The sequence below is a fragment of the Zooshikella ganghwensis DSM 15267 genome (assembly GCF_000428585.1).
Classification (GTDB): domain Bacteria; phylum Pseudomonadota; class Gammaproteobacteria; order Pseudomonadales; family Zooshikellaceae; genus Zooshikella; species Zooshikella ganghwensis.
Genome location: NZ_AUAF01000085.1, coordinates 1 through 21,436, shown reverse-complemented (window position 1 = coordinate 21,436; position 21,436 = coordinate 1). Strand labels below are relative to the sequence as shown.

Genomic DNA, 21,436 nt, shown 5'->3' with positions numbered 1-21,436 from the left:
GAAGGCATAGTCCCTCGTTCACGTAATCGCTGGCCTTTAAGTAAATCATTAAAGGTATCATCAACCCAGCAATAAACTGCTATGATAAACTCTTCTACTGACATCCCCTGTCCCTTTGAATTTGTTTCGGCAAAACAAAGGTTGGGGTCAGGGGTTGTCATTTCAAACTAATAAAAGTCGAGCATCGCGTTATATTAATAGGTGATTGGGGTGAGGAGTGAAGATAACAAAACCTAGAAATCATTCGTGAAGGGTATATATTACCTTAAAAATTAGATGCATAAGTAGTACATGATACCAGAGAAGTATACAGCGTTTATTATGAACAAGTATTAAGCACTACAGCTACCACACAAGCAAAAACTATCGTACAAACCACTAATACCCAGGTATCTTTTCGGTCACATAAGCAACAAGTGTTGTATATAATTAATATTGTTCATATCTTTATACCCATAATGAAGTTCTCTATATGGCCAGCTTTACCAGCAAGAGATAAAACCCCGAAAGCTTTTCTTGGTAAAAGTAGCTTAGCTGTTCCATTAGATTAAGCACTATGAATAATACATATAAAAATGATTCGAAAGGGGTATACGAATATAAGCTGTATACTTTGTTTTTAGCAGGATTTGAAACTCGTTCTCAACATCACAAGCCCAATATAGCGTTTTTTATAGAGAATAAATTGGCAGGGGATACTCTTAAAAGAAAAGATGAGTAAGGGGAAATAATTTTTGAAAAAGGCTGGCAATGCCAGCCTCTGACTAAATACTGCTAGTACAGCATATTTTATACCAGCCACTTAAAACGGAATGTCATCATCAAAGTCATCAAAATTATCCATAGCTGTAGCTGTGTTTTGTGACGGTTGGGGCTGGTTATTTGGCACTTGCTGCCCTCCCATTGGTTGAGCAGGCTGCTGTCCCATAGGCGGCTGGTTATTAAAGTTTTGCTGAGGCTGTTGACCTGGCATACCTTGCTGTGGAGGCATGTTTTGCTGTCTATTAAAGCCTTGGTTAGGCGCACCCGAACCATCTTGCCGGCTATCCAGCATTTGCATTTGTCCGCTAATATCAACCACAATTTCTGTTGTATAGCGATCACTGCCATCTTGAGCCTGCCACTTACGTGTTTGCAGCTTTCCTTCCAAATAAACTTTAGAGCCTTTGCGTAAATATTGACCTGCAACCTCAGCCAATTTACCAAACATGACGACTCTATGCCATTCAGTCCGCTCTTGTGGCTGACCTGTCTGCTTATCTTTCCACTGCTCACTGGTAGCAATACTTAAATTTGTAACCGCATTACCATTGGGCAGATAACGTACTTCCGGATCAGCACCCAGGTTACCGACCAGGATGACTTTATTCACTCCTCGCATGAGTTTCTCCTAACGATTAAGCCTTAAGTTCAAATGCTTGTAGGGCCTGCATATCTAGCCGGGCACGATCGACTTTAAGATAAGCGGATTGCTCTTCAGCAATCACCACAACTTCTTGCACGCCATGAATTGCAGACAGTGCTGCAGATACATCCGCGACAGATTGATCATTCACAGGCTTCAAGTTAACCATTAATGTTGTTAAGTAAGGTGGCGTCGTCATACTCCAACTAATGACCCACCAAATGACAGCAACTAAAGCAGCCATACTGATAACACCAGTAAAGCCATAGCGCTGATAAACCAAACCACCTGCAATACCACCAAGTGCTGCACCTAAAAACTGGCAGGTCGAATAAATACCTATTGCAGTGCCTTTTCTCCCGGCAGGCGCTAACTTACTGACCATTGATGGTAATGACGCTTCAAGCCAATTAAATGCCATGAAAAATAAGAAAATACTTAATAACAATCCAGTAAAGTGATTACTGCTCCATAGCATGCTAACTAAACTGAAAATTAGTAGACATAAGGCTCCTAAAAATACTGGTTTTAATTTTCTTTTTTTCTCTGCCAGGATGATAAATGGCAGCATGGCGACAAAAGAACTCAGCAACGTTATAAGATAAACCCACCAGTGCTGCTCCCTCGGCAAACCAGCCAACCGTTCTAATGCAAGAGGTAATGCAACAAATAAAGCCATCAAAACAAAATGCAACACAAATATGCCTAAGTCTAATCTTAGCAAATCTGTATTGGCCAACACTTGGCGGATTTCACTGATTACAGGAAAAGTATCGCGGTGCTGCAGCTGTTGAACAGGTGTGGGTACTCGCCACACAAGTACCATAGCAATCAACGCTAATAAACCATTAAATGAAAATAGTCCTGTTAATCCCCACCACTGAGTGACCAAAGGACCAGCCACCATGGCTATACAAAATGATAAGCCAATACTCATGCCTATCAGTGCCATTGCTTTGGTGCGCTGCTCTTCTCGGGTCAAATCAGATACTAATGCCATAATTGCACTTGCTACAGCACCAGCCCCCTGTAATGCACGCCCTATAATAACCCCATATACAGATTCAGAGTTTGCCGCCACAATACTACCTAGCATTAGCAGTATTAACCCTGCAAAAATAATGGGTTTACGTCCTACACGGTCAGATAAAAACCCAAATGGAATTTGCAAAATAGCCTGGGTAACGCCATAGGCCCCCATTGCCAATCCCAGTAATGCCGGTGTTGCTCCAATAAGTTGGTCACCATATACCGTTAAAACAGGCAAAATCATAAATAGACCCAGCATGCGCATAGCAAAAACACCTGCTAGGGAAAAAGTGACCTTACGCTCAGTTTTATTCATGACAGATGAGCTCATCCATCCCCTCTTTAACCGTACAAGAAAAACTGTATATATTAACAGGTAATCCAGTATAATCATTCATTTTGTTATACCGGTTTACTCAGCGCGCATTGTACAACTGTTCGCTGCCATAAGCATGTAACAAATGACATTGCTGGGTAATTCAAGTCTGAGCAACTTAGTCATCACTTCAGCCACAAAACTGGGGATGTTTACAGTGGATAAAATTAGCGTACGCGGTGCACGGACTCATAATTTAAAAAACATCAATATTGATATTCCTCGTGACAAGCTTATTGTCATTACTGGATTATCTGGCTCAGGAAAGTCCTCACTGGCATTTGACACCCTTTATGCTGAAGGGCAGCGTCGTTATGTTGAGTCTTTATCTACTTATGCCCGCCAGTTTTTATCCATGATGGAGAAGCCTGATGTTGACCATATTGAAGGCTTATCACCTGCAATTTCTATTGAACAGAAATCAACGTCGCATAACCCACGCTCTACAGTGGGCACAATTACAGAGATATACGACTATTTACGCCTGCTCTTTGCCAGAGCCGGCACACCACGCTGCCCAACTCACGATTTACCCTTAGCGGCTCAGACTATTAGTCAGATGGTAGACCAGGTATTGGAACTACCTGAAGGAACCAAACTGATGCTACTTGCCCCTATCGTACAAAACCGAAAGGGCGAACATTTGCATGTACTTAATGATCTGAAATCACAAGGTTTTGTCCGAGCAAGAATTAATGGCATTGTGACTGATCTTGATGATGCCCCTAAACTTGCTAAAACCAAAAAACATACCATTGAAGTAGTGGTCGATCGCTTTAAAGTCAGAGAAGATTTAAAGCTGCGTCTCGCTGAATCATTTGAAACAGCCACTCAACTGACTGATGGCATAGCAGTCATCTGCGACATGGATGAAAAGCTAGAGGATATTATTTTCTCTTCTCGGTTTGCTTGCCCTCATTGTGGACATAGCATTAGCGAGCTTGAGCCACGCATGTTTTCATTTAATAACCCAGCCGGTGCATGTGAAAGCTGTGATGGTTTAGGCGTTAAACAGTATTTTGATGAAGATCGCATTATTGTTTCCCCAGATCTGACGTTAGGCGAAGGAGCGATTCGAGGCTGGGATCGACGCACGGTTTATTACTTTCAGCTACTCACCTCTCTGGCAAATCATTATCAATTTGATATTGATACACCATTTCGCAAGCTCACCAAAAAACAACGTAACTTAATACTTCACGGTAGTGGTGATGAAGTTATTAAGTTCATCTATGTTAATGACCGTGGTGATAAAATTCATCGAGCTCACCGTTTTGAAGGCATTATTCCTAACATGGAGCGACGTTATCGGGACACAGATTCACAAAGTGTACGTGATGAACTTGCTAAATTTCTCAGTGTACAACCCTGTCCTGGATGTCATGGCTCGCGACTGAAGCGCAATTCACGTTACGTGTTTATTGAAGAGCATAATCTACCCGCTTTAGCTGCTCTGCCAGTAGAGCAGGCACTAGATTACTTCGAACAGCTTTCAATTCCTGGCCAAAAAGGAGAGGTAGCGTCCAAAATTCTTAAAGAAATTCGGGAGCGCTTACAATTTTTAGTTAATGTCGGCCTTAACTATTTAACGCTAGATCGCAGTGCAGACTCACTATCAGGAGGGGAAGCTCAACGTATTCGCCTTGCCAGCCAGATTGGTGCTGGCTTGGTTGGCGTAATGTATATACTAGATGAACCTTCAATCGGTCTTCACCAACGCGACAATGAGCGTCTTCTTAATACCTTGATACGCCTAAGAGATCTGGGTAATACCGTTATTGTGGTTGAACATGATGAAGACGCCATTCGCCATGCAGACTTTGTGATTGATATTGGCCCAGGCGCAGGAGTTCACGGTGGTGAAATTGTCGCTCAAGGTGCTCCAAAACAAATAACTAGTAACAAGAAATCTCTAACAGGTCAGTATCTTTCTGGCCAAAAGTGCATCGAAATCCCAGAAGAGCGTGTAATTGCAGATTCAAGTTATGCAATAAAACTTTCGGGTGCTTCAGGAAACAACCTTAAAAACGTCAGTTTGACTATTCCTCTTGGCCTTATGACCTGCGTTACTGGTGTTTCAGGTTCAGGTAAATCCACACTTATTAATAATACGCTTTACCCTATTGTTGCTACTGAGCTAAATGGGGCAACCACATTAAAGCCTGAACCTTATAAACGAATCACAGGACTTAAGCATTTAGATAAATGTATAGATATCGACCAAAGCCCAATTGGTAGAACCCCACGCTCAAATCCTGCAACCTATACAGGTATTTTCACGGGAATTAGAGAACTGTTTGCAGGTACACAAGAAGCTCGATCACGAGGATATAAAGTAGGACGCTTCAGCTTTAACGTCAAAGGGGGTCGCTGCGAAGCCTGCCAGGGTGATGGTGTCATTAAAGTTGAAATGCACTTTTTGCCTGATGTTTATGTTCCTTGCGAAGTATGTAAAGGTAAACGCTATAACCGTGAAACCTTAGAAATAAAATACAAAGGCAAAAATATTCATGAAGTGTTAGAAATGACGGTCGAGGAAGCACTTGATTTTTTCAATGCCATTCCAGCAATCAAGCGTAAACTTCAGACACTCATTGATGTGGGATTGTCGTATATACATCTGGGCCAAAATGCCACAACGCTATCTGGTGGTGAAGCTCAGCGTGTCAAACTTTCCAAAGAACTCTCTAAAAGAGATACCGGAAGTACATTATACATTCTGGATGAACCAACAACTGGACTGCATTTCCACGACATTAAACACCTACTAGAAGTGTTACATCGCTTACGAGACCAAGGCAATACTATTGTCATTATTGAACATAATTTAGATGTAATAAAAACAGCAGACTGGATTATCGACTTGGGTCCAGAGGGAGGAGATGGTGGTGGTGAAATCATTGCAACAGGCACTCCCGAAGAAATCGCCACCATTAAAGGCTCACATACAGGACGTTTTTTATCTACACAGCTAGCTAAATAATTAACTAATTTTTTTCTTGTCTTTAAAACAGTTACAACACGAATTTTATTCTAAGCTCAGTAAAACCTAACTCCAACAGTAGCTCTCAGGTAGAGATGCTGCTGTTTCTCTTTCTTATGCAGTATCTACGTATTAATAAGTCACTATAATTTTAAAAAAGCACATTTGTAGATAACACAGGAAAGGATAATGCATTACAAAACAATCTCGGACATTATGATTAAGGATGTGATTAGTTGTACCGAAAAAGACTCTTTGGATGTACCTAACCGTCTAATGGCGGAACATAGTATTCGTCACATACCTGTTATCTCTAGTGAAAATGGTGACTTCGTTGGCGTTATTACCCAGAAGCACTTATTAAAAGAAGCTTTTCAACAGGCAAAGCTCTTTGGCTCAGTCGATATGTGGACGTTTGGTAGAGGCGTTACTGTTAAGTCAGCATGCTCCAAGGATGTAGAGACTGTTCAGCCTCAACTCCCACTAGCCGAAGCAGGAAAGTACTTTCTAGAAACAAAATATGGCTGCTTGCCTGTCGTAGACCAAGGCAAACTCATCGGTCTTGTGACATCAGTTGATTTCGTGCGAATTGCTGTTGAGCTTTTAACAGAACAGGAAGAAAAAGAAGGGTAGGTATAATTTTAGAATAGGAAAAAGATGATATAAAAACTAAGCCGGGCTTAAAACCCGGCTCAATTATGCTTACTCTTCATCAGCTGCTTCGACCTGAACTTCAGGGCGATCAACCAACTCAACATAAGCCATAGGTGCTTGGTCGCCATGGCGGTAACCGCACTTCAAGATGCGAATGTACCCACCTGGACGCTCAGCAAAACGAGGACCCAGCTCGGCAAATAATTTGCCGACAGTAGCTTTACTGCGCAGACGATCAAACGCCAGACGACGGTTAGCTACAGAGTCGTTTTTAGCCAATGTAATCAGTGGCTCTGCAACACGACGCAGCTCTTTTGCCTTAGGCAATGTAGTTTTGATAATTTCGTGCTCTACCAAAGAACAGGTCATGTTTTGAAACATGGCTTTGCGGTGAGAGCTATTACGATTTAGCTTTCTACCACTCTTTCGATGACGCATAACTCAATTCCTTACCAAACTTGCTTTGCTTGGCTATTCAGTGACGCTAGGCAGAAACCTTATCGTCATTTTTTAAGCTAGCGGGAGGCCAGTTATCGAGACGCATGCCAAGAGACAAACCTCGAGAAGCCAATACGTCTTTGATTTCTGTGAGCGATTTTTTACCCAAATTAGGGGTTTTCAAAAGCTCAACTTCTGTACGCTGGATTAAGTCACCAATGTAGTAAATATTCTCAGCTTTCAAGCAATTTGCACTGCGAACTGTTAGCTCAAGATCATCTACTGGACGCAACAAAATCGGATCGATTTCTTCTTCAATTTCTTCTGGCTCAGGTTCTTTGTCGCCTTCTAAATCAACAAAGACAGCCAATTGTTGTTGAAGAATTGTTGCAGCCCGACGGATGGCTTCCTCTGGATCCAGAGTACCGTCAGTTTCTAAATCAAGTACCAACTTATCTAAGTCTGTACGTTGCTCAACACGAGCGCTTTCAACAACGTAGGACACTCGAAAAACGGGGCTATAGGTGGCATCAAGCTGAAGTCTACCAATAGAGCGACTTTCATCATCATCACTGATACGTGCATCAGCAGGCTCGTAACCACGGCCACGACGGACCTTCAGTTTCATATTTAATGAGCCTGCATCACTCAAGTGAGCAATCACATGATCAGGATTAACGATTTCGATATCATGATCTAGCTGAATATCTGCTGCAGTTACAACACCTAGACCTTGCTTAGATAGGCTCAGAACTGCTTCATCACGACCATGCATCTTGATAGCAACACCTTTAAGGTTTAACAGGATTTCAATAACGTCCTCCTGTACACCTTCGATGGCACTATACTCGTGTAAAACGCCCTCTATTTCCGCCTCAACAATAGCGCACCCTGGCATCGATGAGAGCAATATACGACGTAACGCATTTCCCAAAGTATGCCCGAAGCCACGCTCTAGCGGCTCCAGAGTAACCTTTGCACGAGTTGCGCTGTTTTCCTGAACGTCTATGTGACGTGGTGTGAGAAAGTCTGTTACCGAACTCTGCATGGAAGTAATACCCTACTTGATGCCATTGTCTATCCTTTACTTGGAGTAAAGCTCTACAATGAGGTTTTCATTGATGTCTGCAGAGAGCTCACTCCGTTCAGGCCGAGCCTTGAATACCCCTTCTTTCTTCTTGGTATCCACCTCAACCCACTCAACCAAGCCACGCTGACTTGCAAGTTCTAGAGCGGCATTAATCCGCAGTTGGTTCTTGGCTTTTTCACGGATAGCGACTACATCACCCGGCTTAACCTGATAAGACGGAATATTAACTGCCTTACCATTTACCATGACAGCCTTATGGCTGACCAACTGGCGAGCTTCTGCACGAGTGGAACCAAAACCCATACGATAAACGATATTATCTAGGCGACATTCCAGAAGCTGCAGCAGGTTAACACCTGTAGCTCCTTTTAAACGATCAGCATTTTTATAGTAGTTGCGGAACTGCTTTTCTAGCAAACCGTACATACGACGTACTTTTTGCTTTTCACGCAACTGAAGACCGTAGTCGGATAAACGACCGCGACGTTGTCCGTGTTGCCCTGGAGCGGTTTCTGCACGACACTTGGAGTCGTGAGGCCGCACGCCGCTTTTCAGGAAAAGGTCTGTGCCTTCACGACGAGACAGCTTACACTTAGGACCTAAATATCTAGCCATTTTTTCTCGTCTCCTGCCTTATACACGACGCTTCTTAGGTGGACGACAACCATTGTGGGGAATCGGTGTGACATCCACAATATTGGTAACCTTGTAGCCACATGCATTTAATGCACGGACTGCAGATTCACGTCCTGGACCAGGGCCTTTAACACAGACATCAAGATTCTTCAGACCGTACTCAGCAGCAGCTTGGCCAGCTCTTTCTGCTGCAACCTGCGCAGCAAAAGGTGTGCTTTTACGTGAACCGCGGAAGCCGGAACCTCCAGCGGTTGCCCATGCCAAGGTGTTGCCTTGACGATCGGTAATGGTCACGATCGTATTGTTAAAAGACGCGTGGATGTGGGCTACCCCATCAACCACCGTCTTTTTTACTTTCTTACGTGAACGAGTACCTGGCTTTGCCATATCAGATATGTCCTGTCTATGCTATACCTGCTGCAACTAAGAAACTTTTCTTAGAGCAGATACTTACTTACGAATAGGTTTGCGAGGACCTTTACGAGTGCGGGCATTTGTCTTAGTACGCTGCCCACGTACAGGTAAACTACGGCGGTGGCGTAAACCACGGTAGCAACCTAGATCCATTAACCTTTTAATATTCATATTGATTTCACGACGCAAGTCACCTTCAGTAGTGTGCTCAGCGACTTTTGTACGCAAAACCTCTATTTGGTCTTCGCTCAGATCTTTTACTTTGCTAGCTGGATCAATACCCGCATCAGCAAGAATTTTCTGAGCTGTTGGTCTGCCTATACCAAAGATATAGGTCAGGGAGATAACAGCATGTTTGTTATCTGGAATATTGACGCCTGCAATACGGGCCATTCAATCTACTCCAATCCCATCGAGCGCTATGCTCTTTATCAAACGAAATACACCATCCGCGAAAGGCGCAACAGCATACCGTTTGCTGATCAATAAATCAACCGCCCAGCTAATTAATTAGCTGGGCGGTTAACTTATAAAAGCTGGTATTCCTTAGCCCTGACGCTGTTTATGGCGCGGTTCAGCACTGCAAATTACCCTTACCGCACCTTTACGGCGGATAATTTTACAGTTACGGCATATCTTTTTTACAGATGCACGTACTTTCATAGCTTTCTCCAAATCAACCGGCAGAGTTAACGCAACAGTCCACCGCTGCCAAAACCCTTAAGATTTGATTTTTTCATTAACGACTCATATTGGTGCGACATTAAGTGTGACTGTACTTGAGACATAAAGTCCATAACCACAACCACAACAATTAGCAATGACGTTCCACCCAGGTAGAATGGTACATTCCAAGCAACATTCAAAAACTGAGGTAGTAAGCACACTGTAGTCATGTACAAAGCACCAAACATCGTTAAGCGTGTTAACACGCCATCAATGTAGCGTGCAGATTGTTCACCAGGCCGTATACCAGGAATATACGCTCCTGAACGCTTCAAGTTATCAGACACTTCCTTTGGATTAAAGACAAGTGCAGTATAGAAGAAACAGAAGAATATAATCCCAGCTGAAAACAGAATAATATTTAGTGGTTGCCCAGGACTAATTGCATGAGCAACATCCTGTAACCAGCTTAGTGCCCAGCTCTCATCTCCTGCTGCATCTGTAGCTCCAGTACCAAACCACTGCGCTATAGATGCTGGAAACAGCAAAATACTGCTGGCAAAAATAGCTGGAATAACACCAGCCATATTTACTTTTAATGGAAGATGACTTGATTGTGCCGCAAAGACTTTTCGGCCATGTTGGCGCTTAGCATAGTTAACTGTAATACGTCGTTGACCACGCTCGACAAACACTACAAAACCAATCACGACAATTGCAATCAACGCCACTATCAATAACACCAAGATATCTAAATTACCTTGTCTAGCAGACTCAAATGCCTGCCCAATTGCACTCGGCAATCCAGCAACTATACCCGCAAAAATTAGGATCGAAATACCATTACCAATACCTCTCTCAGTAACCTGTTCTCCAAGCCACATCAAGAAGACAGCACCAGTAACAAAAGTTGTTACTGCAGTAAAATAAAACCCAAAATCAGTGGAGTAAGTAACACCTTGGTTTGCAAGGCTTACAGAGATACCAAACCCTTGAATGGTTGCCAGTAGCACTGTGCCATAGCGGGTGTATTGACTAATCTTGCGTCGACCAGCTTCACCTTCCTTTTTAAGCTGTTCCAACTGGGGACTGACAACAGTCAACAGCTGCATAATGATGGAAGCTGAAATATACGGCATGATGCCTAGAGCTAACACAGACATGCGCTCCAAGGCACCACCTGAGAACATATTAAAAAGGCTAAGGATAGTACCCTCGTTTTGACTGAACATTTGCGCTAGCGTATCCGGGTTTATTCCTGGAACAGGAATATGCGCCCCAATGCGGTACACAATGATCGCCAATAATACAAAGCGGAGCCTTGCCCAAAGCTCGGTCAAACCACTTTGTGTTCCACCAGGGAGTGATCCTTGTTTAGCCATTTAGTCCTCGACTTTACCACCAGCTGCTTCAATTGCGGCGCGAGCACCTTTAGTCATAGCTAAACCTTTAACAGTTTTAGCTGTGGTGATCTCACCAGAAAGAATAACTTTAACACGTTTTACATTGGCACTGATGATATTTGCTGCACGTAATGCTTGCAAATCAATTACTTCAGCGTCAATTTTAGCAAGTTCGTTTAAGCGAACTTCAGCCGTGTACAAAGCCTTACGGGAAGTAAAGCCAAACTTGGGCAGTCGGCGCTGTAATGGCTGCTGACCGCCTTCGAATCCAGGCTTAACCGTACCACCTGAGCGGGACTTCAAACCTTTGTGGCCACGACCACCAGTTTTGCCCAAGCCACTACCAATACCACGACCAACGCGCTTACCGGTTTTGCGGCTGCCAGGTGCGGGCTTAAGAGAATTCAGATGCATGATTATTCTCCTTCCACTCGTACCAAGTAAGATACTTTGTTAATCATGCCGCGTACGGAAGGTGTGTCTTCAACGTCAACGGTGTGACCAATGCGTCGCAAGCCCAGTCCAGAAACACAGGCTTTATGACTGGCAAGGCGACCGTTCGTACTACGGACAAGCGTCACTTTAATACGTTTAGCTTCTGCCATTGTCTTATCCCAGAATTTCCTCAACAGACTTACCACGCTTGGCTGCAACATCATCCGGAGAACGCATGTCACGCAAACCTTTAAAGGTTGCTTGAACTACGTTCACAGGATTTGTAGAGCCATAACATTTTGCCAATACGTTTTGCACGCCTGCTACTTCAAGCACTGCACGCATTGCACCACCAGCAATAACACCCGTACCTTCAGAGGCAGGCTGCATGAACACTTTAGAAGCGCCATGCCGTGCTTTTACTGGATACTGTAATGTGGTGCCATCCAGATCAACTTGAATCATGTTACGACGTGCAGCTTCCATCGCTTTTTGAATAGCGATTGGCACTTCACGTGCCTTACCACGTCCAAAGCCAACCTTGCCTTTACCATCGCCGACCACTGTCAACGCGGTAAAGCCAAAGATACGACCACCTTTGACTACCTTAGCAACGCGGTTAACCTGAACCAGCTTTTCAATGTAACCTTCGTCGCTCTTACGTTCGTTGTTAGCCATGCGTCTACCCTTAGAATTCCAACCCAGCTTCGCGTGCAGCGTCAGCTAACGCCTTAACACGACCATGGTATTTAAAACCAGAGCGATCGAACGCTACCTTAGTTATACCTGCAGCTTTAGCACGCTCGGCAACTAATGCACCGACCTTTTTCGCTGCTTCAACATTACTTGTAGTGGTACTGCGAAGGTCTTTATCTAAAGTTGACGCAGAAACCAGTACTTTATCCCCTTCTGGAGAAATCACTTGCGCATACATGTGCTGTCCAGAACGATGTATACATAAGCGAGTTGCCTTGAGCTCACGCATTTTCAGGCGAGCTTGAAGGGCGCGACGGAGTCTTGATTCTTTCTTTACGCTCATATCAATGCCCTACCTTACTTTTTCTTCGCTTCTTTACGGTGAACATGTTCATCCGCGTAACGAATACCTTTACCTTTATAAGGCTCAGGGCGACGGAAATCGCGAATTTCTGCGGCAACTTGTCCAACCAGCTGTTTATCGATCCCTTTGAGAACAATTTCCGTTTGCGAAGGCGTTTCAGCTTGAACACCTTCAGGCAATTGGTAATCAACAGGATGTGAGAAGCCAAGTGTTAGGTTTAGGGATTTGCCTTTGGCCTGAGCACGATAACCAACACCAATCAGCTGTAACTTTTTCTCAAAACCATTACTGACACCAGTAACCATATTAGCTACCAGCGCACGCGTAGTACCTGCCATTGCACGAGAGTGCTTTGCACCATCACGGGCTGCAAAGGTTAAACTGCCATCTGCCTGATTGACTTCAACACTGTGGTGCAGGCTCATTTCCAAAGAACCTTTGGAACCTTTTACAGTGATGTGGCGATTATCCAGCTTAACTTCTACACCGTTAGGGATAACAACAGGGTTTTTAGCGACTCGAGACATCTTAACCCTCCCTTAAAATACGGTGCAGAGAATTTCACCGCCAATACCAGCAGCGCGAGCAGCACGATCAGTCATCACACCTTTATTAGTGGAGACAATCGCTACACCCAAGCCACCATTGATTTTTGGCAGTGTTTCTTTTCCAGTGTAGGCACGCAAGCCTGGACGGCTCACACGCTTAAGCTCTTCAATAACAGGCTTGCCATTAAAGTACTTCAGCTCAATGCTCAGTACTGGCTTGGCTTCACCTTCAACCGCATAACCAGTGATATAACCTTCGTCTTTTAATACTTTGGCAACAGCCACTTTAATTTTGGACGATGGCATACTGACAGAAGCTTTTTCTGCCATTTGGGCATTACGGATACGAGTTAGCATATCTGCCAACGGGTCCTGCATACTCATGTCTAAACGTCTCCTCGAATTAAATTACGCACTACCAGCTTGCTTTAACCAAGCCTGGAACATCACCACGCATTGCAGCTTCACGTAACTTAATCCGGCTTAAACCAAATTTTCTATAGTAGCCATGTGGACGACCAGTGACACGGCAGCGGTTACGAACACGAATGGGGCTAGCATTACGTGGCAACTTTTGCAGCGCCATTTGTGCTTCCCACTTTTGTTCTTCCGTTGCGTTTACGTCAGCCAAAACCGCTTTAATTTTGGCACGCTTTTCAGCGTACTTGGCTACTGTACGGATGCGCTTTAGTTCGCGCTGTTTCATTGATACTTTTGCCATAACCCCGCCCTATTAACCTTTAAACGGGAAGTTAAACGCTTTCAGTAAAGCGCGCCCTTCTTCGTCGGTCTTAGCAGTGGTGGTCAGCGTAATATCCAGACCACGCAAGGTGTCAATTTTATCGTACTCAATCTCTGGGAAGATAATTTGCTCTTTAACACCCATGCTGTAGTTACCACGACCGTCAAATGACTTAGGGCTTAAACCACGGAAGTCACGGACACGAGGCAATGCAACGGATACTAAGCGATCCAGAAATTCATACATTCTTTGCTTACGTAGGGTAACCTTTACACCAATCGGCCAACCCTGACGAATTTTAAATCCAGCAACAGATTTACGTGCTTTAGTGACAACTGGCTTTTGTCCAGCAATCTTGACCATATCTGCAACTGCATTTTCGATGACTTTTTTGTCACCAACCGCTTCACCAACACCCATGTTCAGGGTGATCTTAGTGATTTTCGGTACTTCATGAATGTTCTTATACCCAAACTGCTCTTGTAGCTGGGGTACGATTTCACTCTTGTACTTTTCGTGTAATCTAGCCATTGTTCAACCTATCCTGCCTTAGGCATTTACAGGCTTGCCAGTAGATTTGAAGATACGGCGTTTTTCTTTGCCTTCACCTTCAAAGCCCACCCGATCAGCCTTGTTGGTCTCTGAATTAAAGATCGCAACATTAGAAACGTGAATCGCCGCTTCTTTCTCGACAATACCGCCGGGACGATTCAGCATTGGGTTTGGCTTTGTATGGCGCTTGACCATATTAATACCAGAAACAATCAACTTGTTGTCTGGTTTTACGGTCATTACCTTGCCGCGCTTACCTTTATCTTTACCGGCAATTACGATGACTTCATCACCACTTCTGATCTTACGCATCGCTGGGCCCCTCCTTATAGCACTTCAGGTGCTAAAGAAATAATTTTCATAAACTGCTCAGAGCGCAGCTCACGAGTTACAGGCCCAAAAATACGAGTACCAATTGGCTGCTGCTGATTATTCAGCAAAACTGCTGCATTGCCATCGAAACGAATCAATGAGCCATCCTGACGACGCACACCTTTTTTAGTGCGCACTACAACAGCGTTCATCACCTGGCCCTTTTTGACCTTGCCTCGAGGAATTGCTTCCTTGACAGTCACTTTGATGATGTCACCGATATTGGCATAACGGCGGTGAGAACCACCTAAAACCTTGATACACATTACCCGACGTGCACCGCTGTTATCAGCCACATCGAGCATGGTTTGTGCCTGAATCATGTGCTTTCTCCAACCTCATGTTTTACGCTAGGCGTTGAGGCTAATTGAATTAAACCTGTGTTGCCCGCTCATCAATAGAAACCAGAGAAAACGCCTTAGTCTTAGACAAAGGTCTGACTTCTTTGATGGTTACCAAATCACCAATTTGACACTCATTATTAGCGTCATGAGCATGTAACTTCGTTGAGCGCTTCTGGTATTTCCCATAAATAGGGTGCTTAACCTGGCGCTCAATCATTACAGTGATGGTTTTATCCATCTTGTTGCTCACCACCCGACCGCTCAGGGTACGGCCTTTACTTTCTTGCTCAGCCATTGCTCTTACCTACCTGCTCAGTTAGCACTGTTTTAACCCGTGCGATGTCGCGACGAACCTGTTTCAGCAGATGGGTCTGCGTAAGCTGGCCAACGGCCTTTTGCATACGGTAGTTGAACTGGTCGCGCAACAGTGAGTGAAGCTGTTCACGCAGCTCCTCGGGTGATTTCTCACGTAGCTCTTGTACTTTCATTACATCACCGTCCGCTTAACGAAAGTTGTTTCAACGGGTAGTTTAGCTGCCGCTAATGCGAAAGCTTCACGTGCCAGTTCTTCAGAAACACCTTCCATCTCGTAAAGAACACGACCAGGCTGAATCTGGCATACCCAGTATTCAACGCTACCCTTACCTTTACCCTGGCGCACCTCCAGCGGTTTTTGAGTGATTGGCTTGTCTGGGAAAATACGGATCCAGATTTTACCACCACGCTTGATGTGACGAGTCATGGCACGACGTGCAGCCTCAATTTGGCGTGCAGTAATGCGACCACGACCAGTCGCTTTTAAAGCATATTCACCGAAGCTTACTTTTGAGCCTCGAAGAGCTAGCCCACGATTGCGGCCCTTCTGTTGCTTCCTAAACTTCGTACGCTTTGGTTGCAGCATCGAAGTACCCCTTATTTAGCAGCTTTTTTCTTAGCGGGTTTACTAGCTGGCTTCTCGTCTTCACGTTGGCCACCAATAACCTCGCCTTTGAAAATCCAAACTTTAACGCCCAATACACCATATGTGGTGTGTGCTTCGTAAGTTGCATAATCAATATCTGCACGAAGCGTATGCAGTGGTACACGACCTTCTCGATACCATTCAGTACGTGCGATTTCTGCACCACCCAGGCGACCGCTGATTTGAATCTTGATGCCTTTCGCACCTAAACGCATAGCATTTTGTACCGCACGCTTCATAGCACGACGGAACATCACACGGCGCTCAAGCTGGTTGGCAACACTTTGTGCTACCAACATTGCATCAAGTTCTGGCTTGCGAATTTCTTCAATGTTGATATGAACAGGAATGCCCATCGCACCAGAAACTTCCTGGCGTAGCTTCTCAACATCTTCACCTTTTTTACCAATCACAATGCCTGGACGAGCGGTATGGATGGTAATACGAGCACTCTGCGCTGGACGCTGAATTTCGACGCGGCTAACAGAGGCATTTTTCAGCTTCTTTTGAATACGTGCACGGACTTGCAAATCAGTGATTAGCTTGTCCGAGTATTCAGTTCCTTCGGCATACCATACAGAAGTATGGTCTTTTACGATGCCTAAACGAATCCCAGTTGGATGTACTTTCTGACCCATGACTGACCCCTATTTCTCAGCAACTTTAACCGTGATATGGCAAGTCCGCTTCAATATGCGGTCAGCACGGCCTTTAGCACGTGGGCGAATTCGTTTGAGCGTAGTTCCCTCGTCTACAAAGACAGTGGAAACTTTCAGCTCATCGATATCCGCACCTTCATTGTGCTCAGCGTTGGCAACTGCCGACTCAAGCACTTTCTTAAATAGCATTGCTGCCTTTTTAGGACTGAAGGCCAAAATATTAAGCGCTTCATCTACCGATTTTCCGCGAATCTGGTCAGCAACCAAACGGGCTTTCTGGGCAGATATGTTAGCGCCTTTATGCTTAGCAGCTACTTCCATCTTGATAACCCCTTACCTACGCTTGGCTTTCTTATCTGCTGCATGACCACGATAAGTGCGAGTGGCAGCAAATTCGCCGAGTTTATGTCCAACCATGTCTTCTGTAACAAAGACAGGTACATGCTGACGACCATTATGTACCGCAACGGTTAAACCCACCATTTGCGGAATAATCATCGAGCGACGTGACCATGTTTTAATTGGACGCTTGTCACCTTTCTCTACAGCGTCCTCAACCTTCTTCAATAAATGAAGGTCTACAAATGGACCTTTTTTTAATGAACGTGGCACGGTGTCGTATCCTCTTTAGCTAACCTGTTTAACCGCGACGACGCACAATAAGCTTATCAGTACGCTTATTACTACGAGTTTTACGGCCCTTAGTGGGTAGACCCCATGGAGAAACTGGATGACGGCCACCAGAGGTACGACCTTCACCACCACCATGAGGGTGATCAACAGGGTTCATCGCAACACCGCGAACTGTTGGACGAATACCACGCCAGCGCTTGGCACCCGCTTTACCCAAAGAACGCAGGTTGTGCTCACTGTTGGATACTTCACCTAATGTGGCACGGCAGTCAGCAAGAATCTTACGCATTTCGCCAGAGCGAAGACGTACAGTTACATAGCTACCTTCACGAGCCACAAGCTGTACAGATGCACCAGCACTACGAGCAATCTGCGCACCTTTGCCAGGCTTCATTTCAATACAGTGAATAACACTACCTACAGGAATATTCCGTAGCGGTAAGGTGTTACCTGCTTTGATCGGAGCATCAGCACCAGAAACAACCTGATCACCTTGCTTCAGACCTTTTGGTGCAATGATATAACGGCGTTCACCGTCAAGATATTTCACAAGCGCAATATAAGCAGTCCGGTTTGGATCATACTCTAAGCGCTCAACAACTCCTGGGATGCCATCCTTATTGCGACGGAAGTCGACCATACGGTAGTGATGCTTATGGCCACCACCACGATGACGGGTAGTAATACGGCCATTATTGTTACGGCCACCCGTTTTACTTTTCTTTTCTACCAAAGGCGCATAAGGTGCACCTTTGTGCAAATCAGGATTGACTACGTTTACAACAAAGCGACGGCCAGGAGAAGTAGGTTTACATTTTTGAATCGGCATACCTTACACTCCCCTTACTCAGCGTCTACAAAGTCAATTTCTTGACCTTGCTCCAGACGAACATATGCTTTCTTCCAGTCAGGACGCTTACCTAAGCCATGAATAGTGCGCTTAGTTTTACCTTTAGTATTAAGCGTCTGAATTGACTTGACCTTCACGTCAAACAGTGATTCAACTGCTTTCTTAACTTCACGCTTAGTCGCGTCTTTTGCCACACGGAAAACGTACTGACCGTTATTTTCCGCTAAGACAGTTGCCTTTTCGGAAATGTGTGGACCAAGCAGTACTTTAAATACTCTTTCCTGGTTCATCCCAGCATCTCCTCGAATTTCTTCAGCGCAGCAACTGTAACGATAACCTTTTCATAGGCAATCATGCTGACTGGATTTGCAGCCATCGCATCACTGACATCCACATGAGGGACGTTGCGTGCAGCCAGATACAAGTTTTGATCTACATCTTCAGTTACGATCAATACATTGCCAGCATTCAGCTCTTTCAGCTTGGCTACCAATTCTTTGGTTTTTGGCGCTGAAACTTCAAAGTTTTCTACAACAACCAGACGCTCTTGACGAACAAGTTCTGAAAGAATAGAACGCATCGCTGCACGATACATTTTCTTGTTCAGTTTTTGCTCGTGATTCTGTGGCTTAGCAGCAAATGTTACACCACCAGAACGCCAAATCGGGCTGCGAATTGTACCAGCACGTGCACGACCAGTACCTTTCTGCCGCCATGGTTTGCGACCACCACCACTTACTTCAGAGCGAGTTTTTTGCGCACGAGTGCCTTGACGAGCACCAGCTAGATACGCAACAACAGCCTGATGTACTAATGTTTCGTTAAATTCAGCTGCAAAAGTAAGATCTGAAACTTGAATCGTACCTGCACCTGTTACATTTAAATCCATGAGTTCAACCCCCCTCAGGCACCAGATTTGACTGCTGGTCGAACAATAACCTGAGCACCGGTAGCACCAGGAACTGCACCTTTAATTAGAAGCAGGTTGCGCTCAGCATCAACTCGAACAACCTCTAAAGACTGAACTGTCACACGGCGATTACCCATGTGGCCAGCCATCTTTTTGCCTTTGAACACGCGACCAGGCGTTTGACACTGACCGATTGAACCAGGCGCACGGTGAGACAATGAGTTACCGTGGGTTGCATCTTGAGTTGCAAAGTTCCAACGCTTTACTGTGCCAGCAAAACCTTTACCTTTGGACTGACCACTTACGTCAACCTTCTGTCCTGCCTGAAAAAGGTCAACCTTGATTTGATCACCAACATTGACTTCTTCACCTTCAGTGCGGAATTCCCAAAGACCTACGCCAGCTTCAACACCAGCTTTCGCAAACAGGCCTTTTTCAGCACTATTCAAGCCGCGACCAGGGCGCTTACGCTCACGCTTACTACCAGTAGTTACCTGAACTGCTGAATAGCCGTCAGTATCTACTGTTTTAACCTGTGTGACGCGGTTAGGATCAACTTCAATTACCGTGACAGGCACAGAGGCACCATCTTCGGTAAAAATGCGCGTCATACCGCATTTCTTTCCGACTAAACCAATAGTCATGATTAAACCTCTCATGTGTACGGGGCTATTACCCACTATGGCCGCCCATTTCAGAGCGTTACACTAAGTTGCGCACCCAGTGGAATGTACACCCGATGTTTCGTGGTTAACCCAGACTGATCTGAACTTCTACGCCTGCAGCTAGATCTAGCTTCATTAGCGCATCAACAGTCTTATCAGTTGGTTCAACGATATCTAAAAGTCGCTTATGGGTGCGAATTTCATATTGGTCACGCGCGTCTTTATTCACGTGAGGAGAAATGAGCACAGTAAAGCGCTCTTTTTTCGTAGGCAATGGGATCGGACCACGCACCTGGGCCCCAGTACGCTTTGCTGTTTCAACAATTTCCTGGGTGGAGACATCTATCAGGCGGTGATCAAACGCTTTCAAACGAATACGGATTTGCTGACTTTGCATTTGATCAAAACTCCAGAATAAAGAACTACACTAGACACACGATGTTGTCATAGCAAAAGGAGGCAAAATTCTACTTTCGCAACATCACTCTGTCAAGCATACACAATAAGAGGCCCCGCCCTTGGCGGAGCCTCTTATAGATTTTTTACTGTTAAAAAGTAGTGTTGTTATTCGATAATCTTAGCAACAACACCCGCACCAACAGTACGGCCACCTTCACGGATCGCAAAACGTAGACCATCTTCCATCGCAATCGGTGCAATCAATGTCACTTTCATTTGCACGTTGTCACCAGGCATTACCATCTCAACGCCTTCTGGCAACTCACATGCACCTGTTACGTCAGTGGTACGGAAGTAAAACTGTGGGCGATAGCCTTTGAAGAATGGAGTATGACGTCCACCCTCTTCTTTACTTAGTACGTAAACTTCTGACTCGAACTTAGTGTGTGGCGTAATAGAACCTGGGATAGCCAATACTTGACCACGCTCAACGTCATCACGCTTAGTACCACGCAACAAGGCACCAACGTTCTCACCTGCACGACCTTCGTCAAGCAGCTTACGGAACATTTCTACACCTGTTACTGTGGTCTTGGTGGTGTCACGCAGGCCAATGATTTCTACTTCATCACCCACTTTAACAATACCACGCTCAACACGGCCTGTTACCACAGTACCACGACCAGAAATTGAGAATACGTCCTCGATTGGCATCAAGAAAGGCTGATCAATGGCACGCTCTGGCTGTGGAATGTACTCATCCAATGTTTCTACCAGCTTAACCACTGCAGAAACACCCATTTCGTTGTCATCTTTACCTTCTAACGCCATTAACGCTGAACCAGTAATGATTGGCGTGTCGTCTCCTGGGAACTCATATTCGTTCAACAGTTCACGCACTTCCATTTCAACCAGCTCTAATAACTCTTCATCGTCAACCATGTCTGCTTTGTTCAGAAATACGACGATGTAAGGAACACCTACCTGACGAGACAACAGGATGTGCTCACGCGTCTGAGGCATGGGGCCGTCTGCAGCAGAACAAACCAGGATAGCTCCGTCCATTTGCGCAGCACCGGTGATCATGTTTTTAACATAGTCGGCGTGACCTGGGCAGTCTACGTGAGCATAGTGGCGGTTTGGAGAATCATACTCAACGTGTGCTGTTGAGATAGTGATACCACGCTCACGCTCTTCAGGCGCATTATCGAT

Annotated in this window: 33 protein-coding genes and 1 pseudogene; 2 read left to right on the top strand and 32 right to left on the bottom strand. The window is 45.0% G+C overall.

What is annotated here, in order from left to right:
- The 3 genes and pseudogenes from F607_RS36130 to F607_RS0116800 form a co-directional block, all read right to left on the bottom strand.
- Positions 1-104 (bottom strand): annotated as a pseudogene (locus F607_RS36130) (IS982 family transposase); the annotation flags it as partial.
- Positions 105-802: 698 nt separating this feature from the next.
- Positions 803-1,381 (bottom strand): single-stranded DNA-binding protein, encoded by a 579-nt coding sequence (ssb, locus tag F607_RS0116805; RefSeq protein WP_027709030.1) that lies wholly within the window; start codon positions 1,379-1,381, stop codon positions 803-805.
- Positions 1,382-1,397: 16 nt separating this feature from the next.
- A complete protein-coding gene (locus tag F607_RS0116800; protein WP_027709029.1) occupies positions 1,398-2,765 on the bottom strand; it encodes an MFS transporter in 1,368 nt (455 codons plus the stop codon).
- A 202-nt stretch (positions 2,766-2,967) separates the two neighbouring features.
- Here F607_RS0116800 and uvrA point away from each other — a divergent pair, with 202 nt between their 5' ends.
- Together uvrA and F607_RS0116790 are read left to right on the top strand one after the other, a co-directional pair.
- On the top strand, positions 2,968-5,793 hold the full coding sequence (gene uvrA, locus F607_RS0116795; RefSeq protein WP_027709028.1) for an excinuclease ABC subunit UvrA: 2,826 nt from the start codon (positions 2,968-2,970) through the stop codon (positions 5,791-5,793).
- A 189-nt stretch (positions 5,794-5,982) separates the two neighbouring features.
- A complete protein-coding gene (locus F607_RS0116790; RefSeq protein ID WP_038291667.1) occupies positions 5,983-6,426 on the top strand; it encodes a CBS domain-containing protein in 444 nt (147 codons plus the stop codon).
- 69 nt (positions 6,427-6,495) lie between these two features.
- On the opposite strand, the gene rplQ is transcribed toward F607_RS0116790, so the two are convergent.
- From rplQ to tuf, 29 genes are all read right to left on the bottom strand, one after another.
- Positions 6,496-6,885 carry a 50S ribosomal protein L17 gene (gene rplQ, locus F607_RS0116785; RefSeq protein ID WP_027709026.1) on the bottom strand — a complete coding sequence of 130 codons (390 nt, stop codon included), beginning with the start codon at positions 6,883-6,885 and terminating at the stop codon, positions 6,496-6,498.
- Between the two features lie 46 nt (positions 6,886-6,931).
- Complete coding sequence (locus tag F607_RS0116780; protein ID WP_027709025.1) at positions 6,932-7,933, bottom strand: DNA-directed RNA polymerase subunit alpha; 1,002 nt, start codon at positions 7,931-7,933, stop codon at positions 6,932-6,934.
- Between the two features lie 36 nt (positions 7,934-7,969).
- The gene (rpsD, locus tag F607_RS0116775; RefSeq protein ID WP_027709024.1) at positions 7,970-8,590 is read right to left on the bottom strand and encodes a 30S ribosomal protein S4; all 621 of its coding nucleotides are present in this window, start codon (positions 8,588-8,590) and stop codon (positions 7,970-7,972) included.
- 18 nt (positions 8,591-8,608) lie between these two features.
- Positions 8,609-8,998 carry a 30S ribosomal protein S11 gene (gene rpsK / locus F607_RS0116770; protein ID WP_027709023.1) on the bottom strand — a complete coding sequence of 130 codons (390 nt, stop codon included), beginning with the start codon at positions 8,996-8,998 and terminating at the stop codon, positions 8,609-8,611.
- Between the two features lie 63 nt (positions 8,999-9,061).
- Positions 9,062-9,418: a 30S ribosomal protein S13 gene (gene rpsM / locus F607_RS0116765; protein WP_027709022.1), complete on the bottom strand. Its 357-nt coding sequence runs from the start codon at positions 9,416-9,418 to the stop codon at positions 9,062-9,064.
- A 153-nt stretch (positions 9,419-9,571) separates the two neighbouring features.
- Positions 9,572-9,688 carry a 50S ribosomal protein L36 gene (rpmJ, locus tag F607_RS33635; protein WP_084611293.1) on the bottom strand — a complete coding sequence of 39 codons (117 nt, stop codon included), beginning with the start codon at positions 9,686-9,688 and terminating at the stop codon, positions 9,572-9,574.
- Positions 9,689-9,714: 26 nt separating this feature from the next.
- Positions 9,715-11,073: a preprotein translocase subunit SecY gene (secY, locus tag F607_RS0116760; RefSeq protein ID WP_027709021.1), complete on the bottom strand. Its 1,359-nt coding sequence runs from the start codon at positions 11,071-11,073 to the stop codon at positions 9,715-9,717.
- The gene (gene rplO, locus F607_RS0116755; RefSeq protein ID WP_027709020.1) at positions 11,074-11,508 is read right to left on the bottom strand and encodes a 50S ribosomal protein L15; all 435 of its coding nucleotides are present in this window, start codon (positions 11,506-11,508) and stop codon (positions 11,074-11,076) included.
- A gap of 2 nt (positions 11,509-11,510) precedes the next feature.
- Positions 11,511-11,699 carry a 50S ribosomal protein L30 gene (gene rpmD / locus F607_RS0116750; protein WP_027709019.1) on the bottom strand — a complete coding sequence of 63 codons (189 nt, stop codon included), beginning with the start codon at positions 11,697-11,699 and terminating at the stop codon, positions 11,511-11,513.
- Positions 11,700-11,703: 4 nt separating this feature from the next.
- Positions 11,704-12,207, bottom strand: coding sequence for a 30S ribosomal protein S5 (rpsE, locus tag F607_RS0116745; RefSeq protein WP_027709018.1), 504 nt, complete (start codon positions 12,205-12,207; stop codon positions 11,704-11,706).
- Positions 12,208-12,217: 10 nt separating this feature from the next.
- On the bottom strand, positions 12,218-12,568 hold the full coding sequence (gene rplR, locus F607_RS0116740) for a 50S ribosomal protein L18 (RefSeq protein WP_027709017.1): 351 nt from the start codon (positions 12,566-12,568) through the stop codon (positions 12,218-12,220).
- A gap of 14 nt (positions 12,569-12,582) precedes the next feature.
- Complete coding sequence (rplF, locus tag F607_RS0116735; RefSeq protein WP_027709016.1) at positions 12,583-13,116, bottom strand: 50S ribosomal protein L6; 534 nt, start codon at positions 13,114-13,116, stop codon at positions 12,583-12,585.
- Positions 13,117-13,128: 12 nt separating this feature from the next.
- A complete protein-coding gene (gene rpsH, locus F607_RS0116730; RefSeq protein WP_027709015.1) occupies positions 13,129-13,521 on the bottom strand; it encodes a 30S ribosomal protein S8 in 393 nt (130 codons plus the stop codon).
- A 31-nt stretch (positions 13,522-13,552) separates the two neighbouring features.
- The gene (rpsN, locus tag F607_RS0116725) at positions 13,553-13,858 is read right to left on the bottom strand and encodes a 30S ribosomal protein S14 (RefSeq protein ID WP_027709014.1); all 306 of its coding nucleotides are present in this window, start codon (positions 13,856-13,858) and stop codon (positions 13,553-13,555) included.
- Between the two features lie 12 nt (positions 13,859-13,870).
- Positions 13,871-14,410, bottom strand: coding sequence for a 50S ribosomal protein L5 (gene rplE / locus F607_RS0116720; protein WP_027709013.1), 540 nt, complete (start codon positions 14,408-14,410; stop codon positions 13,871-13,873).
- 18 nt (positions 14,411-14,428) lie between these two features.
- A complete protein-coding gene (rplX, locus tag F607_RS0116715; RefSeq protein WP_027709012.1) occupies positions 14,429-14,743 on the bottom strand; it encodes a 50S ribosomal protein L24 in 315 nt (104 codons plus the stop codon).
- Between the two features lie 14 nt (positions 14,744-14,757).
- Entirely contained in the window at positions 14,758-15,126 is a 369-nt protein-coding gene (rplN, locus tag F607_RS0116710) for a 50S ribosomal protein L14 (protein WP_027709011.1), read from the bottom strand.
- 49 nt (positions 15,127-15,175) lie between these two features.
- Complete coding sequence (gene rpsQ / locus F607_RS0116705; RefSeq protein WP_027709010.1) at positions 15,176-15,442, bottom strand: 30S ribosomal protein S17; 267 nt, start codon at positions 15,440-15,442, stop codon at positions 15,176-15,178.
- Positions 15,435-15,635 carry a 50S ribosomal protein L29 gene (gene rpmC, locus F607_RS0116700; RefSeq protein WP_027709009.1) on the bottom strand — a complete coding sequence of 67 codons (201 nt, stop codon included), beginning with the start codon at positions 15,633-15,635 and terminating at the stop codon, positions 15,435-15,437. The genes rpsQ and rpmC overlap by 8 nt, the downstream gene beginning before the upstream one ends.
- The gene (rplP, locus tag F607_RS0116695; RefSeq protein WP_027709008.1) at positions 15,635-16,048 is read right to left on the bottom strand and encodes a 50S ribosomal protein L16; all 414 of its coding nucleotides are present in this window, start codon (positions 16,046-16,048) and stop codon (positions 15,635-15,637) included. The genes rpmC and rplP overlap by 1 nt, the downstream gene beginning before the upstream one ends.
- 11 nt (positions 16,049-16,059) lie before the next feature.
- Positions 16,060-16,746, bottom strand: a complete 687-nt coding sequence (gene rpsC / locus F607_RS0116690; protein ID WP_027709007.1) for a 30S ribosomal protein S3 — start codon at positions 16,744-16,746, stop codon at positions 16,060-16,062.
- Between the two features lie 9 nt (positions 16,747-16,755).
- Entirely contained in the window at positions 16,756-17,094 is a 339-nt protein-coding gene (gene rplV / locus F607_RS0116685) for a 50S ribosomal protein L22 (RefSeq protein ID WP_431722382.1), read from the bottom strand.
- Positions 17,095-17,100: 6 nt separating this feature from the next.
- The gene (gene rpsS / locus F607_RS0116680) at positions 17,101-17,379 is read right to left on the bottom strand and encodes a 30S ribosomal protein S19 (RefSeq protein WP_027709005.1); all 279 of its coding nucleotides are present in this window, start codon (positions 17,377-17,379) and stop codon (positions 17,101-17,103) included.
- A gap of 28 nt (positions 17,380-17,407) precedes the next feature.
- Positions 17,408-18,229: a 50S ribosomal protein L2 gene (gene rplB, locus F607_RS0116675; RefSeq protein WP_027709004.1), complete on the bottom strand. Its 822-nt coding sequence runs from the start codon at positions 18,227-18,229 to the stop codon at positions 17,408-17,410.
- Positions 18,230-18,243: 14 nt separating this feature from the next.
- Positions 18,244-18,540: a 50S ribosomal protein L23 gene (gene rplW / locus F607_RS0116670; RefSeq protein WP_027709003.1), complete on the bottom strand. Its 297-nt coding sequence runs from the start codon at positions 18,538-18,540 to the stop codon at positions 18,244-18,246.
- Positions 18,537-19,139 (bottom strand): 50S ribosomal protein L4, encoded by a 603-nt coding sequence (gene rplD, locus F607_RS0116665; protein WP_027709002.1) that lies wholly within the window; start codon positions 19,137-19,139, stop codon positions 18,537-18,539. Before rplD ends, rplW begins: the two co-directional genes overlap by 4 nt.
- Positions 19,140-19,153: 14 nt before the next feature.
- Positions 19,154-19,804, bottom strand: coding sequence for a 50S ribosomal protein L3 (gene rplC / locus F607_RS0116660; RefSeq protein WP_027709001.1), 651 nt, complete (start codon positions 19,802-19,804; stop codon positions 19,154-19,156).
- Positions 19,805-19,910: 106 nt separating this feature from the next.
- The gene (rpsJ, locus tag F607_RS0116655; protein WP_027709000.1) at positions 19,911-20,222 is read right to left on the bottom strand and encodes a 30S ribosomal protein S10; all 312 of its coding nucleotides are present in this window, start codon (positions 20,220-20,222) and stop codon (positions 19,911-19,913) included.
- 167 nt (positions 20,223-20,389) lie between these two features.
- The coding region (tuf, locus tag F607_RS0116650) for an elongation factor Tu (RefSeq protein WP_027708999.1) at positions 20,390-21,436 on the bottom strand (1,047 nt) is incomplete at its 5' end.

Excerpts from the sequence above, each read along its gene's own strand:
- rpsM (WP_027709022.1), bottom strand. The coding sequence starts at position 9,418 with ATGGCCCGTATTGCAGGCGTCAATATTCCAGATAACAAACATGCTGTT.
- rpsC (WP_027709007.1), bottom strand. The coding sequence starts at position 16,746 with ATGGGTCAGAAAGTACATCCAACTGGGATTCGTTTAGGCATCGTAAAA.
- F607_RS0116790 (WP_038291667.1), top strand. The coding sequence starts at position 5,983 with ATGCATTACAAAACAATCTCGGACATTATGATTAAGGATGTGATTAGT.
- rpsJ (WP_027709000.1), bottom strand. The coding sequence starts at position 20,222 with ATGCAAAGTCAGCAAATCCGTATTCGTTTGAAAGCGTTTGATCACCGC.
- rplE (WP_027709013.1), bottom strand. The coding sequence starts at position 14,410 with ATGGCTAGATTACACGAAAAGTACAAGAGTGAAATCGTACCCCAGCTA.
- rplF (WP_027709016.1), bottom strand. The coding sequence starts at position 13,116 with ATGTCTCGAGTCGCTAAAAACCCTGTTGTTATCCCTAACGGTGTAGAA.
- rpsH (WP_027709015.1), bottom strand. The coding sequence starts at position 13,521 with ATGAGTATGCAGGACCCGTTGGCAGATATGCTAACTCGTATCCGTAAT.
- rpsK (WP_027709023.1), bottom strand. The coding sequence starts at position 8,998 with ATGGCAAAGCCAGGTACTCGTTCACGTAAGAAAGTAAAAAAGACGGTG.
- rplW (WP_027709003.1), bottom strand. The coding sequence starts at position 18,540 with ATGAACCAGGAAAGAGTATTTAAAGTACTGCTTGGTCCACACATTTCC.
- rpmC (WP_027709009.1), bottom strand. The coding sequence starts at position 15,635 with ATGAAAGTACAAGAGCTACGTGAGAAATCACCCGAGGAGCTGCGTGAA.
- F607_RS0116800 (WP_027709029.1), bottom strand. The coding sequence starts at position 2,765 with ATGAGCTCATCTGTCATGAATAAAACTGAGCGTAAGGTCACTTTTTCC.
- rplD (WP_027709002.1), bottom strand. The coding sequence starts at position 19,139 with ATGGATTTAAATGTAACAGGTGCAGGTACGATTCAAGTTTCAGATCTT.
- rplB (WP_027709004.1), bottom strand. The coding sequence starts at position 18,229 with ATGCCGATTCAAAAATGTAAACCTACTTCTCCTGGCCGTCGCTTTGTT.
- F607_RS0116780 (WP_027709025.1), bottom strand. The coding sequence starts at position 7,933 with ATGCAGAGTTCGGTAACAGACTTTCTCACACCACGTCACATAGACGTT.
- rpmJ (WP_084611293.1), bottom strand. The coding sequence starts at position 9,688 with ATGAAAGTACGTGCATCTGTAAAAAAGATATGCCGTAACTGTAAAATT.
- rpsQ (WP_027709010.1), bottom strand. The coding sequence starts at position 15,442 with ATGGCTGAGCAAGAAAGTAAAGGCCGTACCCTGAGCGGTCGGGTGGTG.
- rpsN (WP_027709014.1), bottom strand. The coding sequence starts at position 13,858 with ATGGCAAAAGTATCAATGAAACAGCGCGAACTAAAGCGCATCCGTACA.
- rplO (WP_027709020.1), bottom strand. The coding sequence starts at position 11,508 with ATGCATCTGAATTCTCTTAAGCCCGCACCTGGCAGCCGCAAAACCGGT.
- secY (WP_027709021.1), bottom strand. The coding sequence starts at position 11,073 with ATGGCTAAACAAGGATCACTCCCTGGTGGAACACAAAGTGGTTTGACC.
- rplC (WP_027709001.1), bottom strand. The coding sequence starts at position 19,804 with ATGACTATTGGTTTAGTCGGAAAGAAATGCGGTATGACGCGCATTTTT.
- rplN (WP_027709011.1), bottom strand. The coding sequence starts at position 15,126 with ATGATTCAGGCACAAACCATGCTCGATGTGGCTGATAACAGCGGTGCA.
- rplX (WP_027709012.1), bottom strand. The coding sequence starts at position 14,743 with ATGCGTAAGATCAGAAGTGGTGATGAAGTCATCGTAATTGCCGGTAAA.
- ssb (WP_027709030.1), bottom strand. The coding sequence starts at position 1,381 with ATGCGAGGAGTGAATAAAGTCATCCTGGTCGGTAACCTGGGTGCTGAT.
- rplQ (WP_027709026.1), bottom strand. The coding sequence starts at position 6,885 with ATGCGTCATCGAAAGAGTGGTAGAAAGCTAAATCGTAATAGCTCTCAC.
- rplR (WP_027709017.1), bottom strand. The coding sequence starts at position 12,568 with ATGAGCGTAAAGAAAGAATCAAGACTCCGTCGCGCCCTTCAAGCTCGC.
- rpsD (WP_027709024.1), bottom strand. The coding sequence starts at position 8,590 with ATGGCTAGATATTTAGGTCCTAAGTGTAAGCTGTCTCGTCGTGAAGGC.
- rplP (WP_027709008.1), bottom strand. The coding sequence starts at position 16,048 with ATGCTGCAACCAAAGCGTACGAAGTTTAGGAAGCAACAGAAGGGCCGC.
- rpmD (WP_027709019.1), bottom strand. The coding sequence starts at position 11,699 with ATGGCAGAAGCTAAACGTATTAAAGTGACGCTTGTCCGTAGTACGAAC.
- rpsE (WP_027709018.1), bottom strand. The coding sequence starts at position 12,207 with ATGGCTAACAACGAACGTAAGAGCGACGAAGGTTACATTGAAAAGCTG.